At 58.7% G+C, this 19,362-nt stretch carries 23 protein-coding genes; 22 read left to right on the forward strand and 1 reads right to left on the reverse strand.

Features of this window, described 5'->3' with window-relative positions:
• Positions 1-23 precede the first annotated feature (23 nt).
• From PSH59_RS07250 to PSH59_RS07330, 17 genes are all read left to right on the forward strand, one after another.
• Positions 24-245 carry a hypothetical protein gene (locus PSH59_RS07250; protein WP_305394665.1) on the forward strand — a complete coding sequence of 74 codons (222 nt, stop codon included), beginning with the start codon at positions 24-26 and terminating at the stop codon, positions 243-245.
• Between the two features lie 5 nt (positions 246-250).
• Positions 251-577, forward strand: coding sequence for a GPW/gp25 family protein (locus PSH59_RS07255; protein WP_305394666.1), 327 nt, complete (start codon positions 251-253; stop codon positions 575-577).
• Positions 574-1,476: a baseplate J/gp47 family protein gene (locus PSH59_RS07260; RefSeq protein ID WP_305394667.1), complete on the forward strand. Its 903-nt coding sequence runs from the start codon at positions 574-576 to the stop codon at positions 1,474-1,476. The genes PSH59_RS07255 and PSH59_RS07260 overlap by 4 nt, the downstream gene beginning before the upstream one ends.
• Entirely contained in the window at positions 1,451-2,056 is a 606-nt protein-coding gene (locus PSH59_RS07265) for a phage tail protein I (RefSeq protein ID WP_305394668.1), read from the forward strand. The genes PSH59_RS07260 and PSH59_RS07265 overlap by 26 nt, the downstream gene beginning before the upstream one ends.
• A complete protein-coding gene (locus PSH59_RS07270; protein WP_305394669.1) occupies positions 2,053-3,927 on the forward strand; it encodes a phage tail protein in 1,875 nt (624 codons plus the stop codon). Before PSH59_RS07265 ends, PSH59_RS07270 begins: the two co-directional genes overlap by 4 nt.
• A gap of 10 nt (positions 3,928-3,937) precedes the next feature.
• The gene (locus PSH59_RS07275) at positions 3,938-4,369 is read left to right on the forward strand and encodes a phage tail assembly chaperone (protein WP_305394670.1); all 432 of its coding nucleotides are present in this window, start codon (positions 3,938-3,940) and stop codon (positions 4,367-4,369) included.
• 101 nt (positions 4,370-4,470) lie between these two features.
• Positions 4,471-5,637, forward strand: a complete 1,167-nt coding sequence (locus PSH59_RS07280; RefSeq protein ID WP_305394671.1) for a phage tail sheath family protein — start codon at positions 4,471-4,473, stop codon at positions 5,635-5,637.
• Between the two features lie 12 nt (positions 5,638-5,649).
• The gene (locus PSH59_RS07285) at positions 5,650-6,153 is read left to right on the forward strand and encodes a phage major tail tube protein (protein ID WP_305394672.1); all 504 of its coding nucleotides are present in this window, start codon (positions 5,650-5,652) and stop codon (positions 6,151-6,153) included.
• An 11-nt stretch (positions 6,154-6,164) separates the two neighbouring features.
• Positions 6,165-6,473 (forward strand): phage tail assembly protein, encoded by a 309-nt coding sequence (locus tag PSH59_RS07290; protein WP_305394673.1) that lies wholly within the window; start codon positions 6,165-6,167, stop codon positions 6,471-6,473.
• 148 nt (positions 6,474-6,621) lie between these two features.
• Positions 6,622-9,117, forward strand: coding sequence for a phage tail tape measure protein (locus PSH59_RS07295; protein WP_305394674.1), 2,496 nt, complete (start codon positions 6,622-6,624; stop codon positions 9,115-9,117).
• A 9-nt stretch (positions 9,118-9,126) separates the two neighbouring features.
• Positions 9,127-9,972, forward strand: coding sequence for a phage tail protein (locus PSH59_RS07300; protein WP_305394675.1), 846 nt, complete (start codon positions 9,127-9,129; stop codon positions 9,970-9,972).
• Positions 9,947-10,153, forward strand: a complete 207-nt coding sequence (locus PSH59_RS07305; protein ID WP_305394676.1) for a tail protein X — start codon at positions 9,947-9,949, stop codon at positions 10,151-10,153. Before PSH59_RS07300 ends, PSH59_RS07305 begins: the two co-directional genes overlap by 26 nt.
• 99 nt (positions 10,154-10,252) lie before the next feature.
• Complete coding sequence (locus tag PSH59_RS07310) at positions 10,253-11,302, forward strand: phage late control D family protein (RefSeq protein WP_305394677.1); 1,050 nt, start codon at positions 10,253-10,255, stop codon at positions 11,300-11,302.
• 57 nt (positions 11,303-11,359) lie between these two features.
• Positions 11,360-11,923 (forward strand): glycoside hydrolase family 19 protein, encoded by a 564-nt coding sequence (locus tag PSH59_RS07315; RefSeq protein WP_305394678.1) that lies wholly within the window; start codon positions 11,360-11,362, stop codon positions 11,921-11,923.
• Positions 11,905-12,447: a lysis system i-spanin subunit Rz gene (locus PSH59_RS07320; protein WP_305394679.1), complete on the forward strand. Its 543-nt coding sequence runs from the start codon at positions 11,905-11,907 to the stop codon at positions 12,445-12,447. Before PSH59_RS07315 ends, PSH59_RS07320 begins: the two co-directional genes overlap by 19 nt.
• 148 nt (positions 12,448-12,595) lie before the next feature.
• Positions 12,596-13,390 carry a DNA adenine methylase gene (locus PSH59_RS07325; RefSeq protein WP_305394680.1) on the forward strand — a complete coding sequence of 265 codons (795 nt, stop codon included), beginning with the start codon at positions 12,596-12,598 and terminating at the stop codon, positions 13,388-13,390.
• A gap of 83 nt (positions 13,391-13,473) precedes the next feature.
• Positions 13,474-13,659, forward strand: a complete 186-nt coding sequence (locus PSH59_RS07330; protein WP_305394681.1) for a hypothetical protein — start codon at positions 13,474-13,476, stop codon at positions 13,657-13,659.
• On the opposite strand, the gene PSH59_RS07335 is transcribed toward PSH59_RS07330, so the two are convergent.
• Entirely contained in the window at positions 13,656-14,357 is a 702-nt protein-coding gene (locus tag PSH59_RS07335; RefSeq protein ID WP_305394682.1) for an SOS response-associated peptidase family protein, read from the reverse strand. The two genes, PSH59_RS07330 and PSH59_RS07335, sit on opposite strands and share 4 nt — an antisense overlap.
• A 101-nt stretch (positions 14,358-14,458) precedes the next feature.
• On the opposite strand from PSH59_RS07335, the gene PSH59_RS07340 reads away from it, so the two are divergent.
• The 5 genes from PSH59_RS07340 to PSH59_RS07360 all read left to right on the forward strand — a co-directional run bounded on the left by PSH59_RS07340 (position 14,459) and on the right by PSH59_RS07360 (position 19,341).
• Positions 14,459-14,884 (forward strand): LexA family transcriptional regulator, encoded by a 426-nt coding sequence (locus PSH59_RS07340; protein WP_305394683.1) that lies wholly within the window; start codon positions 14,459-14,461, stop codon positions 14,882-14,884.
• Positions 14,877-16,154 (forward strand): translesion error-prone DNA polymerase V subunit UmuC, encoded by a 1,278-nt coding sequence (umuC, locus tag PSH59_RS07345; protein WP_305394684.1) that lies wholly within the window; start codon positions 14,877-14,879, stop codon positions 16,152-16,154. Before PSH59_RS07340 ends, umuC begins: the two co-directional genes overlap by 8 nt.
• Positions 16,155-16,413: 259 nt before the next feature.
• Positions 16,414-16,848 carry a hypothetical protein gene (locus PSH59_RS07350; RefSeq protein WP_305394685.1) on the forward strand — a complete coding sequence of 145 codons (435 nt, stop codon included), beginning with the start codon at positions 16,414-16,416 and terminating at the stop codon, positions 16,846-16,848.
• Positions 16,845-18,305 carry an ATPase domain-containing protein gene (locus PSH59_RS07355; protein WP_305394686.1) on the forward strand — a complete coding sequence of 487 codons (1,461 nt, stop codon included), beginning with the start codon at positions 16,845-16,847 and terminating at the stop codon, positions 18,303-18,305. Before PSH59_RS07350 ends, PSH59_RS07355 begins: the two co-directional genes overlap by 4 nt.
• Positions 18,306-18,315: 10 nt before the next feature.
• Positions 18,316-19,341 (forward strand): sensor histidine kinase KdpD, encoded by a 1,026-nt coding sequence (locus PSH59_RS07360; RefSeq protein WP_305394687.1) that lies wholly within the window; start codon positions 18,316-18,318, stop codon positions 19,339-19,341.
• Positions 19,342-19,362 lie beyond the last annotated feature (21 nt).

Consider the following 19,362-nt stretch of genomic DNA (forward strand, 5'->3'; position numbering starts at 1 on the left):
GCTTTTTCATGCCCGGAGAAATCATGGCCAAGCCCATCGAGAAGCCCGCAACCGAAGAGCAAGCCACTGCCGTGCCGGCGTCTTTGACGTTCCGCGATCTGGTCTACACGTCCCGCACGCTGGTTGTGCCTGATACCGAACGCACTTACCCGGTGGTCAAGGGCCTGGTGGTGGTGCCGGAGTCCGACAAAGAGGCTGTGGCCTTCCTGATGGCTAATAGCGAATACGCCGCCCAGGAGGGCTAAGCCAGATGATCGGAATGGATCGCCACACCGGGCAACCCATATCCGGCATCGAGCATTTGCGGCAGTCCATCGCTGACATCTTGAGCACGCCCCTGGGCAGCCGTCGGCAGCGGCCGGAGTACGGCAGCAAGCTACGCGGGTTCGTTGACTTGCCAATCAATGCCGGCTGGAAAAGCGCGGTCCAGGCCGAAGCGGCCCGTGCCCTCGGTCGTAGTGAGCCGCGCCTGAAGCTTGAGCGAGTGACGGCGCTTTCGCTGCTGGATGGGAAAATAAACATGCTCGTTGCCGGCGAGTACCTGGGCGACAGTTTTGTTTTGGAGGTAAGCGTATGAGCATCGTGGACTTGTCGGCCTTACCGGCGCCGGAGGTGCTTGAGCCGCTGGACTTTGAAGATGTCTACGAAGAAGGGTTGTCAGCGTTCCGCGCCTATATGGGCGACAACTGGAACGCCGCGCTTGAAAGCGATCCTGTTACCAAGGTGCTGGAGGTTGGGGCCTATAACAAGGTCGGCAACCGCGCCCGGGTTAACGACGCATGCAAGGCGTTGCTGTTGGCTCACGCGATCAATGGCGACCTCGATCAGCTGGGCGCAAACGTCAACCTTCAGCGCCTGGTGATTCAACCCGAGGATCTTCTGGCTGTTCCACCGGTGGCTGAAGTCCTTGAGGACAATGATTCGTTCCGCGAGCGTATCCAGTTGGCCTATGAGGGCCTGACTACGGCGGGGCCGCGTAACAGCTACATCCTGCACGCACGTAACGCATCCGGGCTCGTGCGGGACGCTACGGCGGAAAGCCCCTCGCCGGCGCACGTTACCGTAACGGTGCTGAGTACCGAAGGGGATGGGACGGCCACGCCGGCGCTGTTGGCCACGGTGGCTAAAGCCCTCAATGACGACGACGTGCGGCCGCTGGGGGATCGGGTGACAGTCCAGGGTGCCGAAATTCTGAATTACAGAATTGACGCGATCCTGCACATGAACAGCGCCGGACCAGAAGGTGACGCCGCCCTGGCCGAAGCCTTGAGCCGTCTGTCGAAATGGGTCAACCCTCGTAAACGTCTTGGCGTTGAGGTGGCGCGGTCTGCGGTGGACGCCCAGGTGCATGTTGCCGGCGTTTCGCGTGTCGAGCTGCCCGGGTGGGTCGATCTGGCCCCTACTAAAGCCCAGGCCGCGTACTGCACGGGTTACAGCGTGAGGTTGGCGGATGAAAAGCCTACTGCCCAGCAATAGCACGCAGCTGGAGCGCGCCCTTGAGGCTGCGCTTTACGAAAAAACCATTGTTTCGTTGCGCACGCTCTACAACGCCGATACCTGTCCGGCCCATTTGCTGCTGCATCTGGCGTGGGCCTGGTCGGTCGACCGCTGGGATTACCGGTGGAGTGAGGCGACCAAGCGGGCCGCCATCAAGGCCTCGTATTACATCCACAAGCACAAAGGCACGATTGGCGCATTGCGCCGCGTGGTCGAGCCGCTGGGTTACCTGATCGAGGTCATGGAGTGGTGGCAGACGGTACCCGAGGGGGTACCGGGCACGTTCGCCCTTAAGGTCGGCGTTCTGGACACCGGCATTACCGAAGAAATGTACGAAGAGCTGACCCGGCTCATTGATGACGCCAAGCCTGTCAGTCGGCACATGACCGGCCTGGCGATAAGCCTGGAGACCACCGGTTACATCGGCATCGGCGCCTGTGTAAGCGAGGGTGAAGTGATCGACGTTTACCCACCAAGCCCCCGCGATATCGAGGTGACCGGCACTTATGGCCTGGTCATGTGTATTGATGAAATTGACACCCTGGACGTGTACCCATGATTGATCAGAACAGTCAGTTTTTTGCCATTCTCACTGCAGTGGGGGAGGCAAAACAGGCAAACGCAACCGCTCTGGGCCAGCCCTGGACCTTCGCCCAAATGGGCGTGGGTGATGCCAACGGCACCGACCCAATCCCCAACCGCGCGCAAACGCGCCTGATCAACGAATGGCGCCGCGCTGCGGTCAATCAGGTGCGAACCGATCCGGCCAACCCGAACATCATCATCACCGAGCAGGTTATCCCGGCCGACGTGGGCGGTAAGTGGATCCGGGAAATCGGCCTGTATGACGCCGACGGCGACATGGTGGCGGTGGCCAACTGTGCCCCGAGCTTCAAACCGTTGCTGGTGCAGGGTACGGGCAAGACCCAAATCATTCGGATGAATTTCATCGTCGCGAATACCGCGAGCGTCGTCCTGAAGATTGACCCGGCGATTGTCCTGGCGACCCGCGAATACGTTGACACACAGATTGTTGAAGCCATGGCAAAAATGGACTTCAAGCATTCGGTGTTGGTGGCCACCACGGCCAACATCGCCTTGAGTGGTGTGCAGACCATCGACGGGGTGCTGTTGCCGGCGGATGCGCGCGTGCTGGTGAAGAATCAGACGGCCGCGAAGGAAAACGGCTTGTACGTGGTTTCTTCGACCGGCGTTTGGAAGCGTACCCAGGACGCAGACAGTAGCGTCGAGGTGACGCCGGGTCTGTTTGTCAGTGTCGAAACCGGCACGGCCAATGGTGACAGCGTTTGGCAGCTGGTGACGGATGCGCCGATTGTTCTGGGCACTACTGCTCTGTCCTTTGAAATGGCCGTGGGTCGCACCGGCGTTAGCGCGGGCTCTTACGCCAATGTCACCGTCGATAAGTACGGCCGGGTGATCGCTGGTACCAACCCGACCACCTTGGCGGGCCACGGCATTACCGACACTTACACCAAGCCCGAAATCGCGGCGCTGATCGCCCAGGCCTCGGCGCTGCCAGTGGGCTCGATGATCGGTTTTCCCGTGAATAAGGTCGCGCCGGGCTTTCTTGAGTTGGACGGCAGCGTCAAAAGCGCGGCCGCTTATCCAGACCTGGCCACGTTCTTGGGCGGGGGGTTTAACAAGGGCGACGAGGGTGCCGGTAACTTTCGCCTGCCCGAGTCGCGCGGTGAGTTTCTGCGGGGTTGGGATCATGGGCGCGGGGTTGATGCTGGCCGTGCGATTGGTAGCTGGCAGGCTGACGAGATCAAGTCTCACACTCACAATATCTCGGCTACGCCCAACCTTTGGGGCGGACGTAACGATACATTGTCGGCGGGTACGGGATTCTATGTGTCAAACCCGCCATCGAACAAAGTTTCTGACGCTGCAGGCGGTTCTGAGACCCGCCCGCGCAACTTGGCGGTGATCTGGTGCATAAAGGCCTGGAACGCACCGATCAATCAAGGAAACATTGATATTGCCGCGCTCGTTGCGTTGGCGGCGCAGGCGACCGAAAACAATCAGGGTACAGCAAAGGTCGCCACCCAATCCCAGGTTGATCTGGGCGTTGACGATGCAGCGATTGTTACGCCAAAGAAAATGCGCTTTGGGTTTCAGTTCATTAAGGGCGTCAATGGGGCGATTGTCTTCCCGACTTGGCTGGGTGGTTGGATCATCCAGTGGGGACTGACCCCGAGCATTGCCAATTCGTCGGCCGCTTCGTTCAACTACACGATACCTTTCCCTACGGCAGCGATCTGTCCAGGAGCATTTCGTAGCGGGTCTGGGAATAACTCCGCAACGGTCTCTACAACGCTAAGCCAGATCACTATCGGTAACCGCCCGCACTACACGGCTGATTCATCGAGCACTGCAAACCCTTATTTCTTCTTCTGTTTCGGTTACTGAGGGCTGGGTTATGCGTAAGTATTTGGTTTTGAATGGTGACCGTGAAGTTGTCGCGCAATTGATTGAGGGGGTCCACGACATCCCTGCCGAGGCTGTAGTGATTGATGCAAAGCGTTGGTATGAGGTTACGCAAGACATCAGCTGCGTTTGGCATTTAAGCGATGCCGACAAGTTGACCAAGCGACCAAGGCTTTATGTTCTGTCGGAGCCTGCCAATTTTGAGCGGGAGTGGCGCAATCAGGTGGTCGCGTCTACTGAGTGGCTGGTTACGCGTCACCGTGACGAGCAAGACATTGGCCGGGACACGACCCTCACTGCGGAGCAGTTCGCCGAGTTGCTGCTATATCGGCAGGCTCTGCGCGACTGGCCGGAATCGCCGGACTTCCCCGGTGTCGAGCATCGCCCCGTAGCACCGGCCTGGATCGCCGACCAAGCCGAATAACGCCCCGCACTGACGGGGCGTTTTCTTTTCCGTTACTCGTAACACGAACAACCTACGGCCTCGCTTATGCGGGGCTTTTTCGTTTCTGGAGATTGAGCCTTATGAGTTTCTTTCACGGCGTCACTACCTCGTTGATCGACACCGGCGCGCGCACTATCTCGCTCCCGTCGTCCTCGATCATCGGCCTTTGTGACACCTTCGCCCCGGGCGTACTCGGTGGCGGTAGCGCCAAGGCTGGCGAGCTGAAGCTGATCACGTCCGAGCGCGAAGCCATTGCCGCCTTCGGTACTGACTCGGCGATCACCCGGGCTTGTCAGGCGATCTATGTGCGGGCAAAGGCTGTAATCGTCGCTATTGGCGTGCCTAAGCTTGCTGACGCTGCGCTGCAAACGTCCGCCATCATCGGTGGCGTTCTGGCAGATGGGCAGCGCACGGGCCTTCAGGCGCTGCTGGACGGCAAGAGCCGACACAATGCCCAGCCCAAGTTGCTGATTGCCCCGGGGCATTCGGCCACCCAGGCGGTGGCCACGGCCATGGATGCGCTGGCCGGCAAGTTGCGCGCGATTGCCATTGTGGACGGTCCTAACACCACCGACGAGGCCGCCATGGCCTACGCGTTGAACTTCGGCAGTAAGCGCATCTATCTGGTGGATCCGGGTGTGCAGTTCTGGAGCACTGTGGAAAGCGCGACCGTGAATGCCCCGGCGTCTGCCTGGGTAGCGGGTTTGTTTGCCTGGACCGATGCCGAGTACGGCTATTGGGCTTCGCCATCGAACAAGGAGTTTGTTGGCATCACCGGTACCACCCGGCCGGTGGAGTACCTGGACGGCGACGCCACGTGCCGGGCCAACCTGCTCAATAACGCGAATATCACCACGATCATTCGCGACGGCGGTTATCGCCTGTGGGGTAACCGCACGTGTTCGGCTGATGCCAAGTGGTCGTTTGTCACCCGTGTGCGTACCTGCGACATCCTCATGGATGCGATCCAGGCGGGCCACAAGTGGGCGGTAGACCGCTCGATCACGAAAACCTATGTGTCTGAGGTGACCGAAGGGCTTCAGGCATTCATGCGCGACCAGAAAAACGCCGGCGCCGTGATCAACTTTGAGGTGTACGCGGACACCGAAATGAACACGGCCGCCCAGTTGGAGCAGGGCAAAGTCTACTGGCGCATTCGCTTCACCGACGTGCCGCCGGCCGAAAACCCGAATTTCCTGATCGAGGTCACCAACGAGTGGCTGACCGAAGTACTTGAAGCAGCCTAAGGGGGCCGAGCAATGATTCCTGAAATGTTGACCAACTGCGTCATGTTTGCTGATGGCGTTAGCTTTTCCGGTGACGTGCCGTCTATGACGCTGCCCAAGCTGTCGATCAAAACCGAGGAATACCGGGGCGGCGGTATGAGCGGCCCGGTCGATCTGCCGACCGGCTTGGAAAAGCTGGAGGCGGCGTTCACCACCAACGGCGTGCGTAAAGAGGCACTGAAGTTCTTTGGCCTGGCGGATCAGACCGCGTGCAACCTCGTTTTTCGTGGATCTTTCAAGGGGCAGAGAGGCACCGTCAAGTCGGTAAACGTAACCCTGCGCGGATCGCTCAAAGAAGTCGATATGGGCGATTGGAAGCCTGGCGACAAGGCCGAAATCAAGCACGCCGTGGCCGTCACCTACTACAAGCTCGAAATCGATGGTCGTGTGATGTACGAAATCGACTTTGCCAACATGGTGCAGGTGATCAACGGTGTTGATCAGCTGGCCGCTGAACGTTCGGCCCTGGGCCTCTAAGGATTGATGACATGACTGATTCTCTTACTGCGCCGCTGCCGTCCTGGCTGGTCCTGAGTGATGACGGCGTTACCGTAACGCTCAAGCACAAGGCCAACCTTAACGGTGTTGTGACGGACAAGCTGATGATGCGCGCGCCCAGCGTAAAGGATGTTATGGCCGCCAAGATCGCCGGCAATGGTGATCATGAAAAAGTGGAGCTGAACCTGTTTTGCAGCTTGCTCACGGCCACCGAGGCAGAACTCACGTCCCTCAAATACAAGGACTACATGCGCCTTCAGGCGGGCTATTTTCGCCTGGTTGAGGAAGACGACGTGTAATGAGGGCACGCTTAAGGTGCTGGCCAAGCGCTTGGCAAAAGAGACGGGTTTCTCGTCTGCCGAGATCCTGGCCATGCCCTTTAACGTGATGGTGTGGTGGCTCACGGATTGAGCCGCTGTTGATCTTCCCGACGTATAGGGCGCGCACATGGCGAATAAACTTGCTCTCGGCCTGGTGATTGGCGGGGCCGTCAGCTCGACGGTAGGGGCGGCGTTCAAGGACGTCAGCAACAAAATCAAGAAGCTGGAGGAACAAGGTTCCCGCGCGCGGGTGCTGGAAAAAACCATTGGCGAAACCATGCGCTTGCGTGATGAATGGCGCAAGGCGCACATGGCTGGCGACAAAGGCGCGGACGCGCTACGGCGAAAGCTTGAGAATAATCTGGATGGCCTGCGTAAGCAGGGCGTGGAAGTGCGCAACCTGACCAAGGCTTACTCGGCCATGGGGCAGGCGGCGACAAAGGCCGAGTTTAAAGCCAAGGGCCACATGCAGCTCGATGCTGGCAAACAGCGTCTGAAAAGCAGCATTGGCCAGGCAGCCGCCGCCACGGCAGCAATGGCCGTTCCCACGAAGGTGAGCGCGGACTTTGGCGCAATTGTCCGTGACATTGCGATCAAGGCGAACATTGCCAACAAGCCCGAAGAAGCGCAGATGGCCAAGACAATTGTTGGCACGTCGCGCGATACCGGCATGGCTCGTAATCAGGTGGCCGAGGTGGTCAACGCCCTGGTGGGGGCTGGCATGGAGCTTGATAAGGCGCTGTCTTATGCGCCGGTGGCGGCCAAGTTTGCCGTGGGCCAGGGTTCGGACGGCGGCGAAACGGCCCGCATGATCAATGCCCTGGGGCAGAACGCCAAAATCTCCGACCCGGCCGTGATGCAAAAGGCGCTGGAGGCCATCGCCTATCAGGGCCAGGCGGGCAGTTTTGAAGCGGCCGACATGGCCCGTTGGTTCCCCGAGTTGCTGGCCGGCATGGGCAAGATCGGCATTACTGGCATGGATGCAGTGACGCAACTTGGCTCAATGCTTCAAGTGCAAATGAAGACCGCCGGCGGTGCCGACGAAGCGGCCAACAACCTCAAGAACTGGATGGAGAAAATCGGTTCTGGCGATACGGTAAAGGCCTACAAGGACGCCGGCATTGACTACCAAGCGTCGATGAATACCGGCCTGCAGAACGGTAAATCAACCCTGGAATCCAGCTTTGAGCTGGCACAGAAGTACATTGCGGCAACGGATCCGAAGAAGGCCGCCGCCATGGCGGCCGCTACGGCGAAGATCAGTAAGGAGACTGACCCCGAGAAAGCCAAGGCCATGATTGCCTCCCTTGAACAGGCTTTGCGTACCGGGGATCTATTCGCGGATATGCAGGTTAAGGGCGCTTTGACGGCCTACATGCAGAACAAAGAGCTGTACGCGCAGCTCAAGAAAGACTCGGCCAGTGCCATCGGGATCCTTGATAAGAACCTTGAGGAACGCCGGCAGGCGTCAGCGCAAAAATGGGCGGAAATGGCCCAGGGTATGGACGAGGCCATGCGCGCCATTGGTGACGCATTCCGGCCCGTCACTGACAAAGTGGCGGATGGCTTGGCGTATGTCACCCAGGGGCTGGCCAAGCTGTCGGACGAGTCGCCCCGGGTTGTGACCGGCATCGGCGCCGCTGTTGCTGCTGTGATCGCGTTTCAGACCGCTATGAGCGGATTCAAGATCGCCAAGGGCTTACTCAACCTTGGGCGCGGCTCGCTGATGGGTAATCCGAACATCCCGCAAAAAGTCATTGTCACCAACATGCCCTTGGGCGGATCTGGTGGCATGGGAATGGGCGACCTCGATGACGCCGGCGGCAAGGACGGGAAGGGCAAAGGCAAGGGCAGGGGCGGCGGCCGTGGTGGCCGAAGCCCTGGGCGCGGCATCGGGGCTGGAATCAAGGGGCCGGCCGTACTGGCCGTGATTGAAGCCGGGTTTAAGGTTAAAGACACGTACGACAACGCGGAAACCCAGGACGAGAAAGCCGAGGGCTACGGTGCTGCTGCTGGCGAACTTGCTGGCACGCTCGCCGGTGCGGCGGCCGGTGCGGCCATTGGTTCGGCAGTGCCGGTAATTGGCACCATCGTGGGCGGTCTGATTGGGGGCTATCTGGGCAGCTTGGGCGGTGACGCCCTGGGCGGTGCCATCGGCAAGTCAATGTTTGGCTCTGACGAAAGCAAGAAGGTCATGCCCGTGGCCGGGCCGCTGATGATGAAGGATGCCGGCAAGGACATCCCGCCGGTGCTGGGGGATATCGCCAAGTCGTTTGCCCCGTCGCGCACTGGGCCGCTCATGTTGACCAATCCAGGCCAGGGCGCGTTGCCGGCAACGCCGGGCACGGTTAATCCGGGTGATGCCGCGCGCGCCATGATGATGCCTCAGGCCAATGCAGACGCGCTTGCAGCACCACTTGCGGCGGCCGTGGTGGCGAAGGTCCAGCCGGCGAAGATCGAGCCCAAGGTGGACATTAGCGCGCCCTTCACCCTGACGGTGCAAGGCGATGTGAAAGACCCGAATGAGCTTGCGGCCAGGTTGCAGCCGCTGCTCGAGCAGCACCGCCGGGAGATCGCCCAGCAGCTCGAAAACCGGCAGCTCTACGACGCGCCGCATATCTAAGGGGGGAATATGGAATCACTGGCACAGCTACAGTCCGGCCTGAAGTATCTGGCCTCGGCCGGTGAAGCGGGCCGGCGCAGTATCGACGGCATGGTGGGGCCGGTAAACGGTGCCATCAGCGAAATCACCGGCGCCGCGAACGAGCTGGAGGATCTGCCGTTCATTGGCCCGGCGGTGGGGGAGAAGCTTCAGCGGGTTATGCGAGGCATTGCCACCGCCCAGGCCAAGGTTGGCCAGGTGGTGGCGACCTACAACCGTGCCACGCGCGCCCTGTCGCAGATTGATGAGCGCCTGGGCACGTTGAAAGAGCAGGCCGGGCGGGCGGCTACCGCGATCAACAAGATCGCCGGCAAGATCGACCCGTCGCTGGCCAACATCCTGCCCACCGGTGCGTTTGCTACGGACGGCACGCCGGCGAAAGAGGCGGTGAAGCCTTTTCCCCATCTGCTGATCATTCAGCCGCTGGACCCGAAGGCGCAGCCGTATTACTTCAACCTTGATACGGCGGCCTTTGATTCGCTGCGTCGCTCGACCGAATACCGCTGGGCCTCCCAGGAGCGCCTGACGCGTCGGCCGGCCCAGCAGGCCGTGGGCATGGGTGACGAGAAAATCACGCTCAAGGGCGATATTTTCCCGGGCTACCGTGGCGGGCTTGAACAGCTCAATACGCTGCGCTCGATGGGCTCCCAGCTCAAGCCTGTAACCCTGACCACGGGCTATGGCGTTGTGCTGGGCACCTGGTGCCTCAAGACCATTGATGAAGACCAAAGCGCGCTGATGCAGGGCGGCATCCCCCGCAAACAGGCGTTTATCTTGGAGTTTGTGCGCTATGGCGACGACATGCAGAACATCTGACGGGGATCTGCTGGACATCATTTGTCATAACTTCTATGGCCATCTGGTGGGCAGTGTCGAGGCGGTGCTGGCAGCCAATCAGGGCCTGGCCGATGAGGATCAGCCTTACCGTGCCGGCGTGCTGATTGTCTTGCCGGATCTGCCAGGCCCTGTGGATGAGCAAGTGGCCTTGTGGGATTGATTCAGTTCGCCGCATCCAGACAGGCCCGGCGTTCATTACGCGTGACGCCTCCTTTCCCTAAAGCCCGCCCAGTGCGGGTTTTTTATTGGCCAATGCCCTATGACTCCCCAATTTAGAATCGTCGCGAACGGTTCCGACATTACGTCGCTGATTAACGATCGGCTCTTGCTGTTGCGCACCACGGACAAGCCCGGCATGGAGTCGGACGAGTTTGAGCTGCGCATTGATGACCGCGACGGCCTAGTAACGCTGCCTAAGCGTGGCGCCGGGATCGAGGTCTACCTGGGCTATGCCGAAACGTCCCTGGTGCGCCTGGGTCGCTATGTGGTTGATGAAATCGAGGTATCCGGTCCGCCGGACACCATCGTTATCCGGGGCAAGGCGAGCGACATGCGCGGTACCGGCAAGTCAATCCGCAGCGGTAGCTGGGAAGACGTGCCGCTGTCGAAAATTGTTTCCGATATCGCGGCCCGCAATGGCTGGACACCGGCCTGCACCATTGCCACGAAAGTCGCCCGGGCTGACCAGCTCCACGAATCTGACTTCAGCTTTGTCACGCGCCTGGCCAAGCAATACGACTGCACCGCCAAGGTGGGCGACGGTAAGTTGATGGTTATGCAGCGCCAAGCGGGCCTGAGTGCCAGCGGCAAGGTGATTGGCGCGATCACCCTCACGCGCAGCGACGTAAGCCGTTGGCAATTCCGGCTTGGAGACCGTAACGCGCATAAGACCGTGGCGGCCAAGCATCAGGACAAGAAGACGGGCAAGTTGTCGGTGGTCTCCCTAGACAATGACGACGTGCCGGATGGCCTGCCGGCGGTGCACACCGACCGCCATATTCACCCGAACAAAACCGCCGCCGAGTCCGCAGCTAAAGCCCGTTTGGCGGCGTTCAACCGCTCCACGGCCGGTGTGCGTCTGGAAATGCCCGGGCGTACGGATCTGTTTGCTGAGCGCTCAATCAATGCCCAGGGTTTCAAGGTGGGGCTTGATGGCGAGTATCTGGTGGATTCAGTCGAGCAGACATTCACCCAGGCGGGCTGGTCCACCACCGTTGAGTGCAACGGCGGCAAAAAGGGCAAGGCCAAAGCCAAGGGCAAGAAAACGAAGAAAGCCGCGAAGCCCGTCAAGGTTGTCAGCCTGGCGTAGCGGCGCAGTGCACCATCTATACCCGCCGCGTGCGGGCTATTCACGTTAGGAGCTTGTATGCCAATTACTCAGCAGCAGTTGCAGCAGATCCTCCCGAACGCCGGCCGCCAAGCCGGCGTTTTTGTATCCGCCCTAAACGCGGCTATGGCGAATCGAAAGATCGACACGCCGAAGCGCCAGGCAGCATTCCTCGCCCAGGTCGGCCACGAGTCGGGTCAGCTGCAGTACGTGCGTGAACTTGGGGGTGATCAATACCTCAGCAAGTACGACACCGGCGCGCTGGCCGCCAAGTTGGGGAACACGCCTGCAGCCGACGGTGACGGCCAACGCTATCGCGGTCGTGGCCTGATCCAGATCACCGGCCACGACAACTACCTGCGCTGCAGTCTGGCGTTTTTCGGTGATGATCGATTGCTACGCACGCCGGAGCTGCTCGAGCAGCCGCAATGGGCGGCTGAATCGGCAGCTTGGTTTTGGTCGGTGAATGGGCTTAACGCACTCGCGGATCAAGAGCAGTTCAACACCATCACCCGCCGGATCAATGGCGGGCTCAACGGCCTGGAGGATCGGCTGCAGTTGTGGGGCAGGGCGAGGGCGGTGTTATGCGTCTCTTCGACCTGATCCCCCCGCAATACCGGCTCGTGGCGGTCAGCATGTTGCTGGTGATGTTGGCGGTCGGATCTGCTGCCTTCGCCTGGACCGCGCAAGGTTGGCGTTACGGTCAGCAGTTGGAGCGCCAGGCCAGGCTGCACGCCGACACCCTCGGCGAATTATCCCGGGCTGCTGCTGCCCAGCAACGCAACGAGCAGGACAAGCGTTTCGCCCTTGAGCAACGCCTGCAAGAAAAAGATGAAACCCACTACAAGGAATTGACCGATGAGCAAACCAAGCAAGCTCGTCTGCGTGATCGCCTGGCTACTGCTGATCTGCGGCTGTCAGTCGTACTCGCCACCACCGACGCCACCAGCGACTGCTCAGTGCCAACCACCACCGCCACCGGCCGCGTGGTTCATGGCCCCACAAGAGCCCAACTTGACCCAGCGCATGCTCAACGAATTATCGGAATCACCGATGCCGGCGACCAGGGATTGATCGCCCTGCGGGCCTGTCAGGCCTACGCAAAAGAAGTCTCTACACCGAAGTAAAAGGAGCGGCCGGGCAGGATGCGTCAACATCCAACCCGGCCACCTTCCCCGCAGAACATCCCTGCAAGTCCAGCCAAGGCTCCTGCTTCGTGCACAAAGCGGAGCGAGCCTAGCACTGTTTATCCATACAGCAAAGGTCTTGCTTTTTATGTCCACACCCATCATCCCTTGGATGGGCGGCAAACGCCGCCTGGCCGACCGCCTTATCCCGCTCTTCCCACCCCACGAATGCTATGTCGAGGTCTTTGCCGGCGGCGCGGCGCTCTACTTCATGCGTCCCCAGGCCGCGCCGGTTGAAGTCCTCAACGACATCAACGGCGACCTGGTGACGCTGTACCGCGTGGTGCAGAACCACTTGGAAGAATTCGTGCGTCAATTCAAATGGGCGCTCAGTTCACGCCAGGTGTTCGAGTGGCAGAAGATGACCCGTCCTGAAACCCTTACCGACATCCAACGCGCCGCGCGATTCTTCTACCTGCAGCACCATGCCTTTGCCGGCAAGGTGACCGGGCAGACGTTTGGCACCGCCACCACTGGACCGGCCATCAACCTGCTGCGGATTGAGGAAAACCTATCAGCAGCGTGGCAGCGGTTGTCCGGCACCTACGTTGAAAACCTACCCTGGCTTGCTTGTGCTGAGCGCTACGACCGTGCCCATACCTTCCACTACATGGATCCACCCTACTGGCAGACCGCCGGTTATGGTGTGGATTTTCCCTTTGAGAATTACGAGCGCATGGCGGACTTTATGCGTCGCTGCAAAGGCAAGGTCATGGTCAGCATCAATGATCACCCGGACATTCGGCAGGTCTTTGACGGCTTCCATTTTGAAACCGTTGATATTCGCTACAGCACTACCAACCAGCGGCAGGGAAGGGCCGATGTCAGTGGAGAGTTGGTGATCATGAACTGGGAGCCAGCCGCATTTGGAGGGTTGTTTTGATGGTCGCCATGTTCGATCTGATTGGCTTGCTATGTGTTTATGGTAGAGCGTTACTGTCGTCACACAAACGAAGGATGAACCCCATGGAAACTGCCTCCCACCATTTGAATGTCCTGCCCTCTCAGCTTCTCGCGGCGGCCTCGCGAGGAGAGATTGACCTTAACGAATTGGCTGCTGTTGTGTTGGCTGGTCGTGGGCTTGATCACAACGCAACCTGGGTAGGGTTCCCGGCGGCCGCTCAACTGCTCGAGCAGCACTTACAGGGCTAATCATCCGCTGATGACAACGGGAGCAGTAGCTCGGCTCCCTGATGTTTCACGTTCCCTACCTCTTTGCCAACGGCATACCACTCAAAATCCTCGGTTGGCTGGCAGCACTCAGTGGCTATTTCTTGAGCGCGCTCTGGCGCAAGACCTGGATCCAGCCACTCCCTGGCATGCTCAGGCGTCAGCACCAAAGGCTTGCGATCATGGATGTCCACCATCCCTTGGTCGCTGGCGGCGGTTATGATCACGAAACCGTCTCCTTCGTGGGGCTCCAGGCCAAGGCTCACTTGGGCGAGCGCCCCGAAAAACATGGGTTTCTGACTTTTCAGGCGAATGAAGTAAGGCTGTTTCTTCTTCGGATCGTCAGGGTCTTTGACCCACTCATACCAACCTTCACTCGGCACTACGGCTCGGCCATTCGGCCACAGTTGCTTGAAAAACTTGCCCGTAGTGACCGTCTCCACGCGGGCGTTGATCGGATCGGGGCGTTTGCCCTTGGCCCAGAACGGCGCCCATCCCCATTTGACGGCATCGATATGCAGGCCAGTCTCTGCGGCGTGCAGCACTTGCACCCGTGTCGTTGGAGCGACGTTGTAGCGATTGATCGGCACGGCGTCGTACCCACTGAATAGCTCTATCTGTGGGTTTAGCTCTTCGATAAAGATCGCCATCCCTTCGTACTGCACGAATCTTCCGCACATACGCACCTCTCCACTTGTCGAAATCCCCTACAGAAAAATTGACCGCAAGCGCCTTACAAAGTTAACTGTACATTCATACAGTAATTGTAAAAGGCCGCATCATGAGCTTCACCATTCTTGGTCCCATCGCAGAAGTCGGCGCGAAGCTGCCTTTGTGCTCGTTCCAGGTTCCGGCCGGCTTTCCTTCGCCTGCAGCGGATCACATTGAGCAGCACATCTCATTGGATGAGGTCCTGAATATCCGTGCGCCCCACGTGTACCTGGTAGCAATCACCGGTGAGAGCATGCAGGGTATCGGGATCTTCGATGGTGACTTGGCCGTGGTGGATCGTGCCATTGAGCCTATGCATGGGCACGTGGTGGTGGCCCTGCTGAACAATGAGCCTGTCTGCAAGCGCTTGTGTAAGCGCGGCCGGGAGATCGTCCTGCTGTCCGAAAACCCCAAGTTCCCCGCACGCTACGTTCTTGAAGGCGACGAACTGTCGATCTGGGGCGTCATCACCAGCACAGTGCGCAGCCATGTCTAAGCACGAGCCAACCTTTGCACTGATCGACTGCAATAGCTTCTATGCCAGTTGCGAGCGGGTATTCCGGCCCGACTTGGCGAAGGTGCCCATAGTGGTGCTCAGCAACAACGACGGTTGTGTCATCGCCCGTAGCTACGACGCCAAGCCTTTCATCAAGATGGGTCAGCCTTATTTCCAAATCAAACACAAGCTCAAGCAGCACGGCATTGTCGCGTTCTCCTCCAACTATGCGCTTTACGGCGATATGAGCGAGCGTGTGATGAGCCTGATCGAGGCGATGGTGCCGGCAGTTGAGGTGTACAGTATCGACGAGGCATTCGCCGACCTGACTGGTATAGACGGACTGGATGCCCTAGGCCGGCAGATACGGGCCCAGGTGCTTCGTTGCACTGGTATCCCGGTCGGTGTTGGTATCGCTCACACTAAGACCTTGGCGAAGCTCGCAAACCACACCGCGAAGCGCCTGCAGTCCCAAACTGGTGGGGTGGTCAACATCACCGAACCGGTTAAGCGTGACTGGGTGCTACGCAATACTGACGTGGCGGAAGTTTGGGGCGTTGGCCGCAAGATGAAACTCCATCTTGATGCCATGGGTATCAAGTCAGCTATGGACCTGGCTAAGGCCGATCCGTGGACGCTCCGTAAGAAGTTCAGCATTGTGATCGAGAAGACGGCCAGGGAGTTGTCCGGTACTCCTTGCCTGGAGCTGGATGAGCCGGATCCGCCAAAGCAGGAGATCTGCTGCAGCCGCATGTTCGGCAAGAGGCTGACGGAGCTGCCGCCCATCAAAGAGGCGGTGGCCACCTATATGATGCGTGCATCTGAGAAACTCCGGGCTCAAAACTCGCTTTGCAAGAAGGTACGAGTGTGCATCCGCACTGGCATGTTCAACCCGGAGGAGGCGAAGTATGCCAATGGGGTGGTGGTGGATATGCCGTATCCCACTGATGATGTCCGGCTGTTAACGCAGGCAGCAGTGGGTGCGCTTGATCGGATATTTAGGCCCGGCTTCAAGTACAGCAAGGCAGAGGTTATTTTGCTCAACTTGTGCCAACCCGGCGAGTACTCCGATGATCTGTTTGCAATGTCGCAACCAGCCGAGTCAACTCGAGTAATGATGGTGCTGGACGAGATTAATGGTCGGTGGGGTAGAGGGACATTACGCTCGGCCAGTGTGCCGTCGACCCCAGCTTGGGCTATGCGCCGGGAGATGATGAGCCAGAGCTACACGACCAAGCTAGATCAGCTTTGGTCGATCACATGCAAATAACGACATCTTTCGGCGTGCTTGAGCCTAACGTGATACCGCCATGCAGGAACGTACCGCTGCCGGGCAGCACAGGCAGAAAACGGCCAATAACTGCCATTCGTGAATCGCCGCCTCAGGCCAAAGCGGTTGTACAAGCTGTTCACCAAGCAGTCCTGTTTCGTCTCCACTTGCTATCGCATTTGTAATGTTGCGTCCAAGGGGCTCAATAGTTCGCTTTAGGGTGTACCATCAGACTCTACTCATCAGATATCAGTCAGTCATGTCCACGCTTAGCGAAGAGAGCCGCCAGATCGTAGCTTCTCTGGCGCAGAGTGTCGGTCTTAAAGCTGACACTGCAAGCATCGCCGAGGCGATTGTTGCGAAATTGCAGGCTATGGACGCAGCCCTTACGCCGATTATTGGCCAGCAAGGGGTTGTCGCCCTGTTCCGGCGCAGTTTGCATCTTTGTATTTCTGCTAATCCGCGTCTCTCTGGCACCTATGACAGTCTGCCGGCCTCGATGGATGTTACTGCCCTTAAATCCGTACTCGTCGAGCAGCAGGACACCGAAGCACTGTTCTTTGGTGAAGTGTTGTTGACTACTTTCTACGAGCTTCTGACCACACTGATCGGGCCCTCGCTCACCGCTAGTTTGCTTCGTGGCGTGTGGGAAACTTCTTTGAGCGACACCCCCTCGCAGGAAAATTCGCCATGAGCACCAAAGTGACTATCAACCGTCTGGCCACCGGCGTGCCTGGACTGGACGAGGTGCTGGGCGGAGGATTGCCAGAATTTTCGTTCAACTTGATCGCCGGCCCTCCTGGTTGCGGTAAGACCACGCTGGCCCACCAGATGATGTTTGCCCTGGCAACGCCCGAACGCCCGGCGCTGTTCTTTACCGTTCTAGGTGAACCGCCACTGAAGATGCTACGTTATCAGCAGCAATTCGACTTTTTCGACAGCGAAGCGATCAACCAGTCAATCCGTTACATCAACCTGGCCGCCGATACCCTAGCCGGGGATCTGGACGAGGTGCTGCGGCGCATAGTCAGCGAAGTCGAAACGCATTCGCCGGCGCTGGTGTTTGTCGATTCGTTCCGCTCCGTGGTGCTGGCCAGCCAGACCCAGGACAACCCCAACAACAACCTGCCGCAGTTCGTTCAGCAACTGGGCATGCTGATGACGACTTGGCAAGCGACGACGTTCCTCATCGGCGAGTATTTCACTGAAACCGACACCAACCCGATTTTCACCGTGGCAGATGGCCTGATCTGGCTTCGACAAAGCGTTCAGCGCAACTCCATGGTACGCAAGCTGGAAATCATGAAGATGCGCGGCCAACCGACGTTGCCGGGCCTGCACACCTTCCGCATTGCAACTTCCGGGATCAAGGTTTTTGCACCCGTAATAGCTACCCCGTTTGATACGCCGCTGGAATCACCGATCAAGCGCCTGAACATGGGGGTCGCGCGGCTCGACGAGATGCTGGGGGGTGGCCTGCCTCGGGGCTATTCGTTGCTGGTGGCCGGGCCATCGGGGTCAGGCAAAAGCATTCTCGCAGCGACCTTCCTCGCCGAAGGCGCGCGCAATGGCGAAACTGGCGTGATCGCAGTATTCGAACAACGGCCCAATCACTCGCAGAATGCGACCCTATCTGGTTTGATTGAGAGCGGGCAGGTCGGTCTGGTGGATAGTCGCGCTCCCGATCTTTCGATTGACGAAATTGTCCAGCTATTGCTCGGCGAGATCACCCGGCTGAAAGCCACTCGCGTGGTCATCGATTCGCTGTCGGGCTTCGAACTGGCAGTGGCGCCGACCTTTCGCGAGGATTTTCGCGAGTCGCTGTCGCGCATGGTCACGGCGCTGACCAATTCCGGGGTCAGTGTATTGATGACTTCGGAGCTGGAAGATCGTTACACCGATCTGCGTTTCAGCCCTTACGGCACGGCGTTTCTGACGGATGCAATCATCGTCCAGCGCTATATTGAGGTGGAGAGCCGGTTGCTGCGCATCATGGCCGTGGTTAAGGTTCGCGCCAGTGCGCACTCTGATGAGTTACGTCAGTACTTCATTGATGATAACGGTCTACACATCGGTGACATGTTGCCGGAGCAAGAAGGTTTGCTCGGTGGGCGACCGACAAGGCAGATTTTGAGCAAGGTCGACAGATGAGCGAAGAATAATGAGTGAGGCCAGCGGCGAGAATGAACAGGCTTTAGCCACTGCTGCACGCGAACTGCTCCTACTGGGCCGAAAAACGGTCGCGGCTCGTGCGGTACTCGCGGCGCTGCATAAGGAACTCAGCGAAGCTAACAGCCAGCTTGTTGATAGCTTGCAAGTCGAGCAACTTATTGAGGCCAATCAGCAGTTAGTGTTGGCAATTTTATCGGCGCAGTCGGATGTTGAATATCAGAAAAACGCTCAGGCAGAACAGCATCTGTACTTGGAAATGCGTGAAGCCAACGAACAATTGGTTATAGCAGCGCTTAGCGCCCAAGATTTACAAATTGCAGCTGAAAACGCACTGGAGCAGCAGCGCAATGTCCTCTCTCTAGTGGCCCACGAGCTGCGAAATCCACTGACGCCCATAAGCATGATTGCTGGCCGGCTGGTGCGGGTTCCCCGCGAAGAATTGCCACGCATGCAGCTACTGATTGAGGGCCAAGTAAAGCAGATGTCCCGATTGGTGGAAGATTTGCTCGACATTGCTCGGGCTACCACCGGTAAATTTCGCCTCAACTACCAAGTTATTAACATGGCTGACATCATTAGTGACGCAATAGCAATCTGTACTCCGGTCATGCTCGCCCACGGCTTAAATTTCAGCTCTGAACTCTTGGAATCTCGTTTAGCGGTGAACGGCGATCCTGTACGGATGACGCAGGTTCTTGATAATTTGCTGGGTAATGCGGCCAAGTACACGCCGACGGGCGGCACTGTCAAACTTGCCGTTTCCGTTGACGCCAATCTGCTGGAAATTCGCATTCGGGATTCCGGCATTGGTATCTCAGCCAAAGCGCTGCCTTTCATCTTTGAGCCGTTTGTCCAAGATGTTCATGCCGTGGGTTTCAATGGAGCGGGCTTAGGCATTGGTCTGACGGTGGTGCGAGAGTTGATTGAAGCCCATAGCGGAACAGTTACTGGCACAAGTGCGGGGGAAGGCAAGGGAAGCGAATTCGTAGTGAAAATACCGCTGTTAAATCTTTAGCTTTTCTTTTGCGTCAGCCGG

Origin of the sequence: Pseudomonas sp. FP2309, assembly GCF_030687575.1 — a bacterium.
In the GTDB taxonomy this organism is placed as follows: Bacteria; Pseudomonadota; Gammaproteobacteria; order Pseudomonadales; family Pseudomonadaceae; genus Aquipseudomonas.

What these genes read in the sequence shown, in the direction of transcription:
- PSH59_RS07280 (WP_305394671.1), top strand. Translation starts at nt 4,471, where the DNA reads ATGAGTTTCTTTCACGGCGTCACTACCTCGTTGATCGACACCGGCGCG.
- PSH59_RS07270 (WP_305394669.1), top strand. Translation starts at nt 2,053, where the DNA reads ATGATTGATCAGAACAGTCAGTTTTTTGCCATTCTCACTGCAGTGGGG.
- PSH59_RS07350 (WP_305394685.1), top strand. Translation starts at nt 16,414, where the DNA reads ATGTCCACGCTTAGCGAAGAGAGCCGCCAGATCGTAGCTTCTCTGGCG.
- PSH59_RS07335 (WP_305394682.1), bottom strand. Translation starts at nt 14,357, where the DNA reads ATGTGCGGAAGATTCGTGCAGTACGAAGGGATGGCGATCTTTATCGAA.
- PSH59_RS07330 (WP_305394681.1), top strand. Translation starts at nt 13,474, where the DNA reads ATGGAAACTGCCTCCCACCATTTGAATGTCCTGCCCTCTCAGCTTCTC.
- PSH59_RS07310 (WP_305394677.1), top strand. Translation starts at nt 10,253, where the DNA reads ATGACTCCCCAATTTAGAATCGTCGCGAACGGTTCCGACATTACGTCG.
- PSH59_RS07265 (WP_305394668.1), top strand. Translation starts at nt 1,451, where the DNA reads ATGAAAAGCCTACTGCCCAGCAATAGCACGCAGCTGGAGCGCGCCCTT.
- PSH59_RS07300 (WP_305394675.1), top strand. Translation starts at nt 9,127, where the DNA reads ATGGAATCACTGGCACAGCTACAGTCCGGCCTGAAGTATCTGGCCTCG.
- PSH59_RS07305 (WP_305394676.1), top strand. Translation starts at nt 9,947, where the DNA reads ATGGCGACGACATGCAGAACATCTGACGGGGATCTGCTGGACATCATT.
- umuC (WP_305394684.1), top strand. Translation starts at nt 14,877, where the DNA reads ATGTCTAAGCACGAGCCAACCTTTGCACTGATCGACTGCAATAGCTTC.
- PSH59_RS07275 (WP_305394670.1), top strand. Translation starts at nt 3,938, where the DNA reads ATGCGTAAGTATTTGGTTTTGAATGGTGACCGTGAAGTTGTCGCGCAA.
- PSH59_RS07260 (WP_305394667.1), top strand. Translation starts at nt 574, where the DNA reads ATGAGCATCGTGGACTTGTCGGCCTTACCGGCGCCGGAGGTGCTTGAG.
- PSH59_RS07340 (WP_305394683.1), top strand. Translation starts at nt 14,459, where the DNA reads ATGAGCTTCACCATTCTTGGTCCCATCGCAGAAGTCGGCGCGAAGCTG.
- PSH59_RS07250 (WP_305394665.1), top strand. Translation starts at nt 24, where the DNA reads ATGGCCAAGCCCATCGAGAAGCCCGCAACCGAAGAGCAAGCCACTGCC.
- PSH59_RS07255 (WP_305394666.1), top strand. Translation starts at nt 251, where the DNA reads ATGATCGGAATGGATCGCCACACCGGGCAACCCATATCCGGCATCGAG.
- PSH59_RS07295 (WP_305394674.1), top strand. Translation starts at nt 6,622, where the DNA reads ATGGCGAATAAACTTGCTCTCGGCCTGGTGATTGGCGGGGCCGTCAGC.
- PSH59_RS07285 (WP_305394672.1), top strand. Translation starts at nt 5,650, where the DNA reads ATGATTCCTGAAATGTTGACCAACTGCGTCATGTTTGCTGATGGCGTT.
- PSH59_RS07320 (WP_305394679.1), top strand. Translation starts at nt 11,905, where the DNA reads ATGCGTCTCTTCGACCTGATCCCCCCGCAATACCGGCTCGTGGCGGTC.
- PSH59_RS07290 (WP_305394673.1), top strand. Translation starts at nt 6,165, where the DNA reads ATGACTGATTCTCTTACTGCGCCGCTGCCGTCCTGGCTGGTCCTGAGT.
- PSH59_RS07325 (WP_305394680.1), top strand. Translation starts at nt 12,596, where the DNA reads ATGTCCACACCCATCATCCCTTGGATGGGCGGCAAACGCCGCCTGGCC.
- PSH59_RS07355 (WP_305394686.1), top strand. Translation starts at nt 16,845, where the DNA reads ATGAGCACCAAAGTGACTATCAACCGTCTGGCCACCGGCGTGCCTGGA.
- PSH59_RS07360 (WP_305394687.1), top strand. Translation starts at nt 18,316, where the DNA reads ATGAGTGAGGCCAGCGGCGAGAATGAACAGGCTTTAGCCACTGCTGCA.
- PSH59_RS07315 (WP_305394678.1), top strand. Translation starts at nt 11,360, where the DNA reads ATGCCAATTACTCAGCAGCAGTTGCAGCAGATCCTCCCGAACGCCGGC.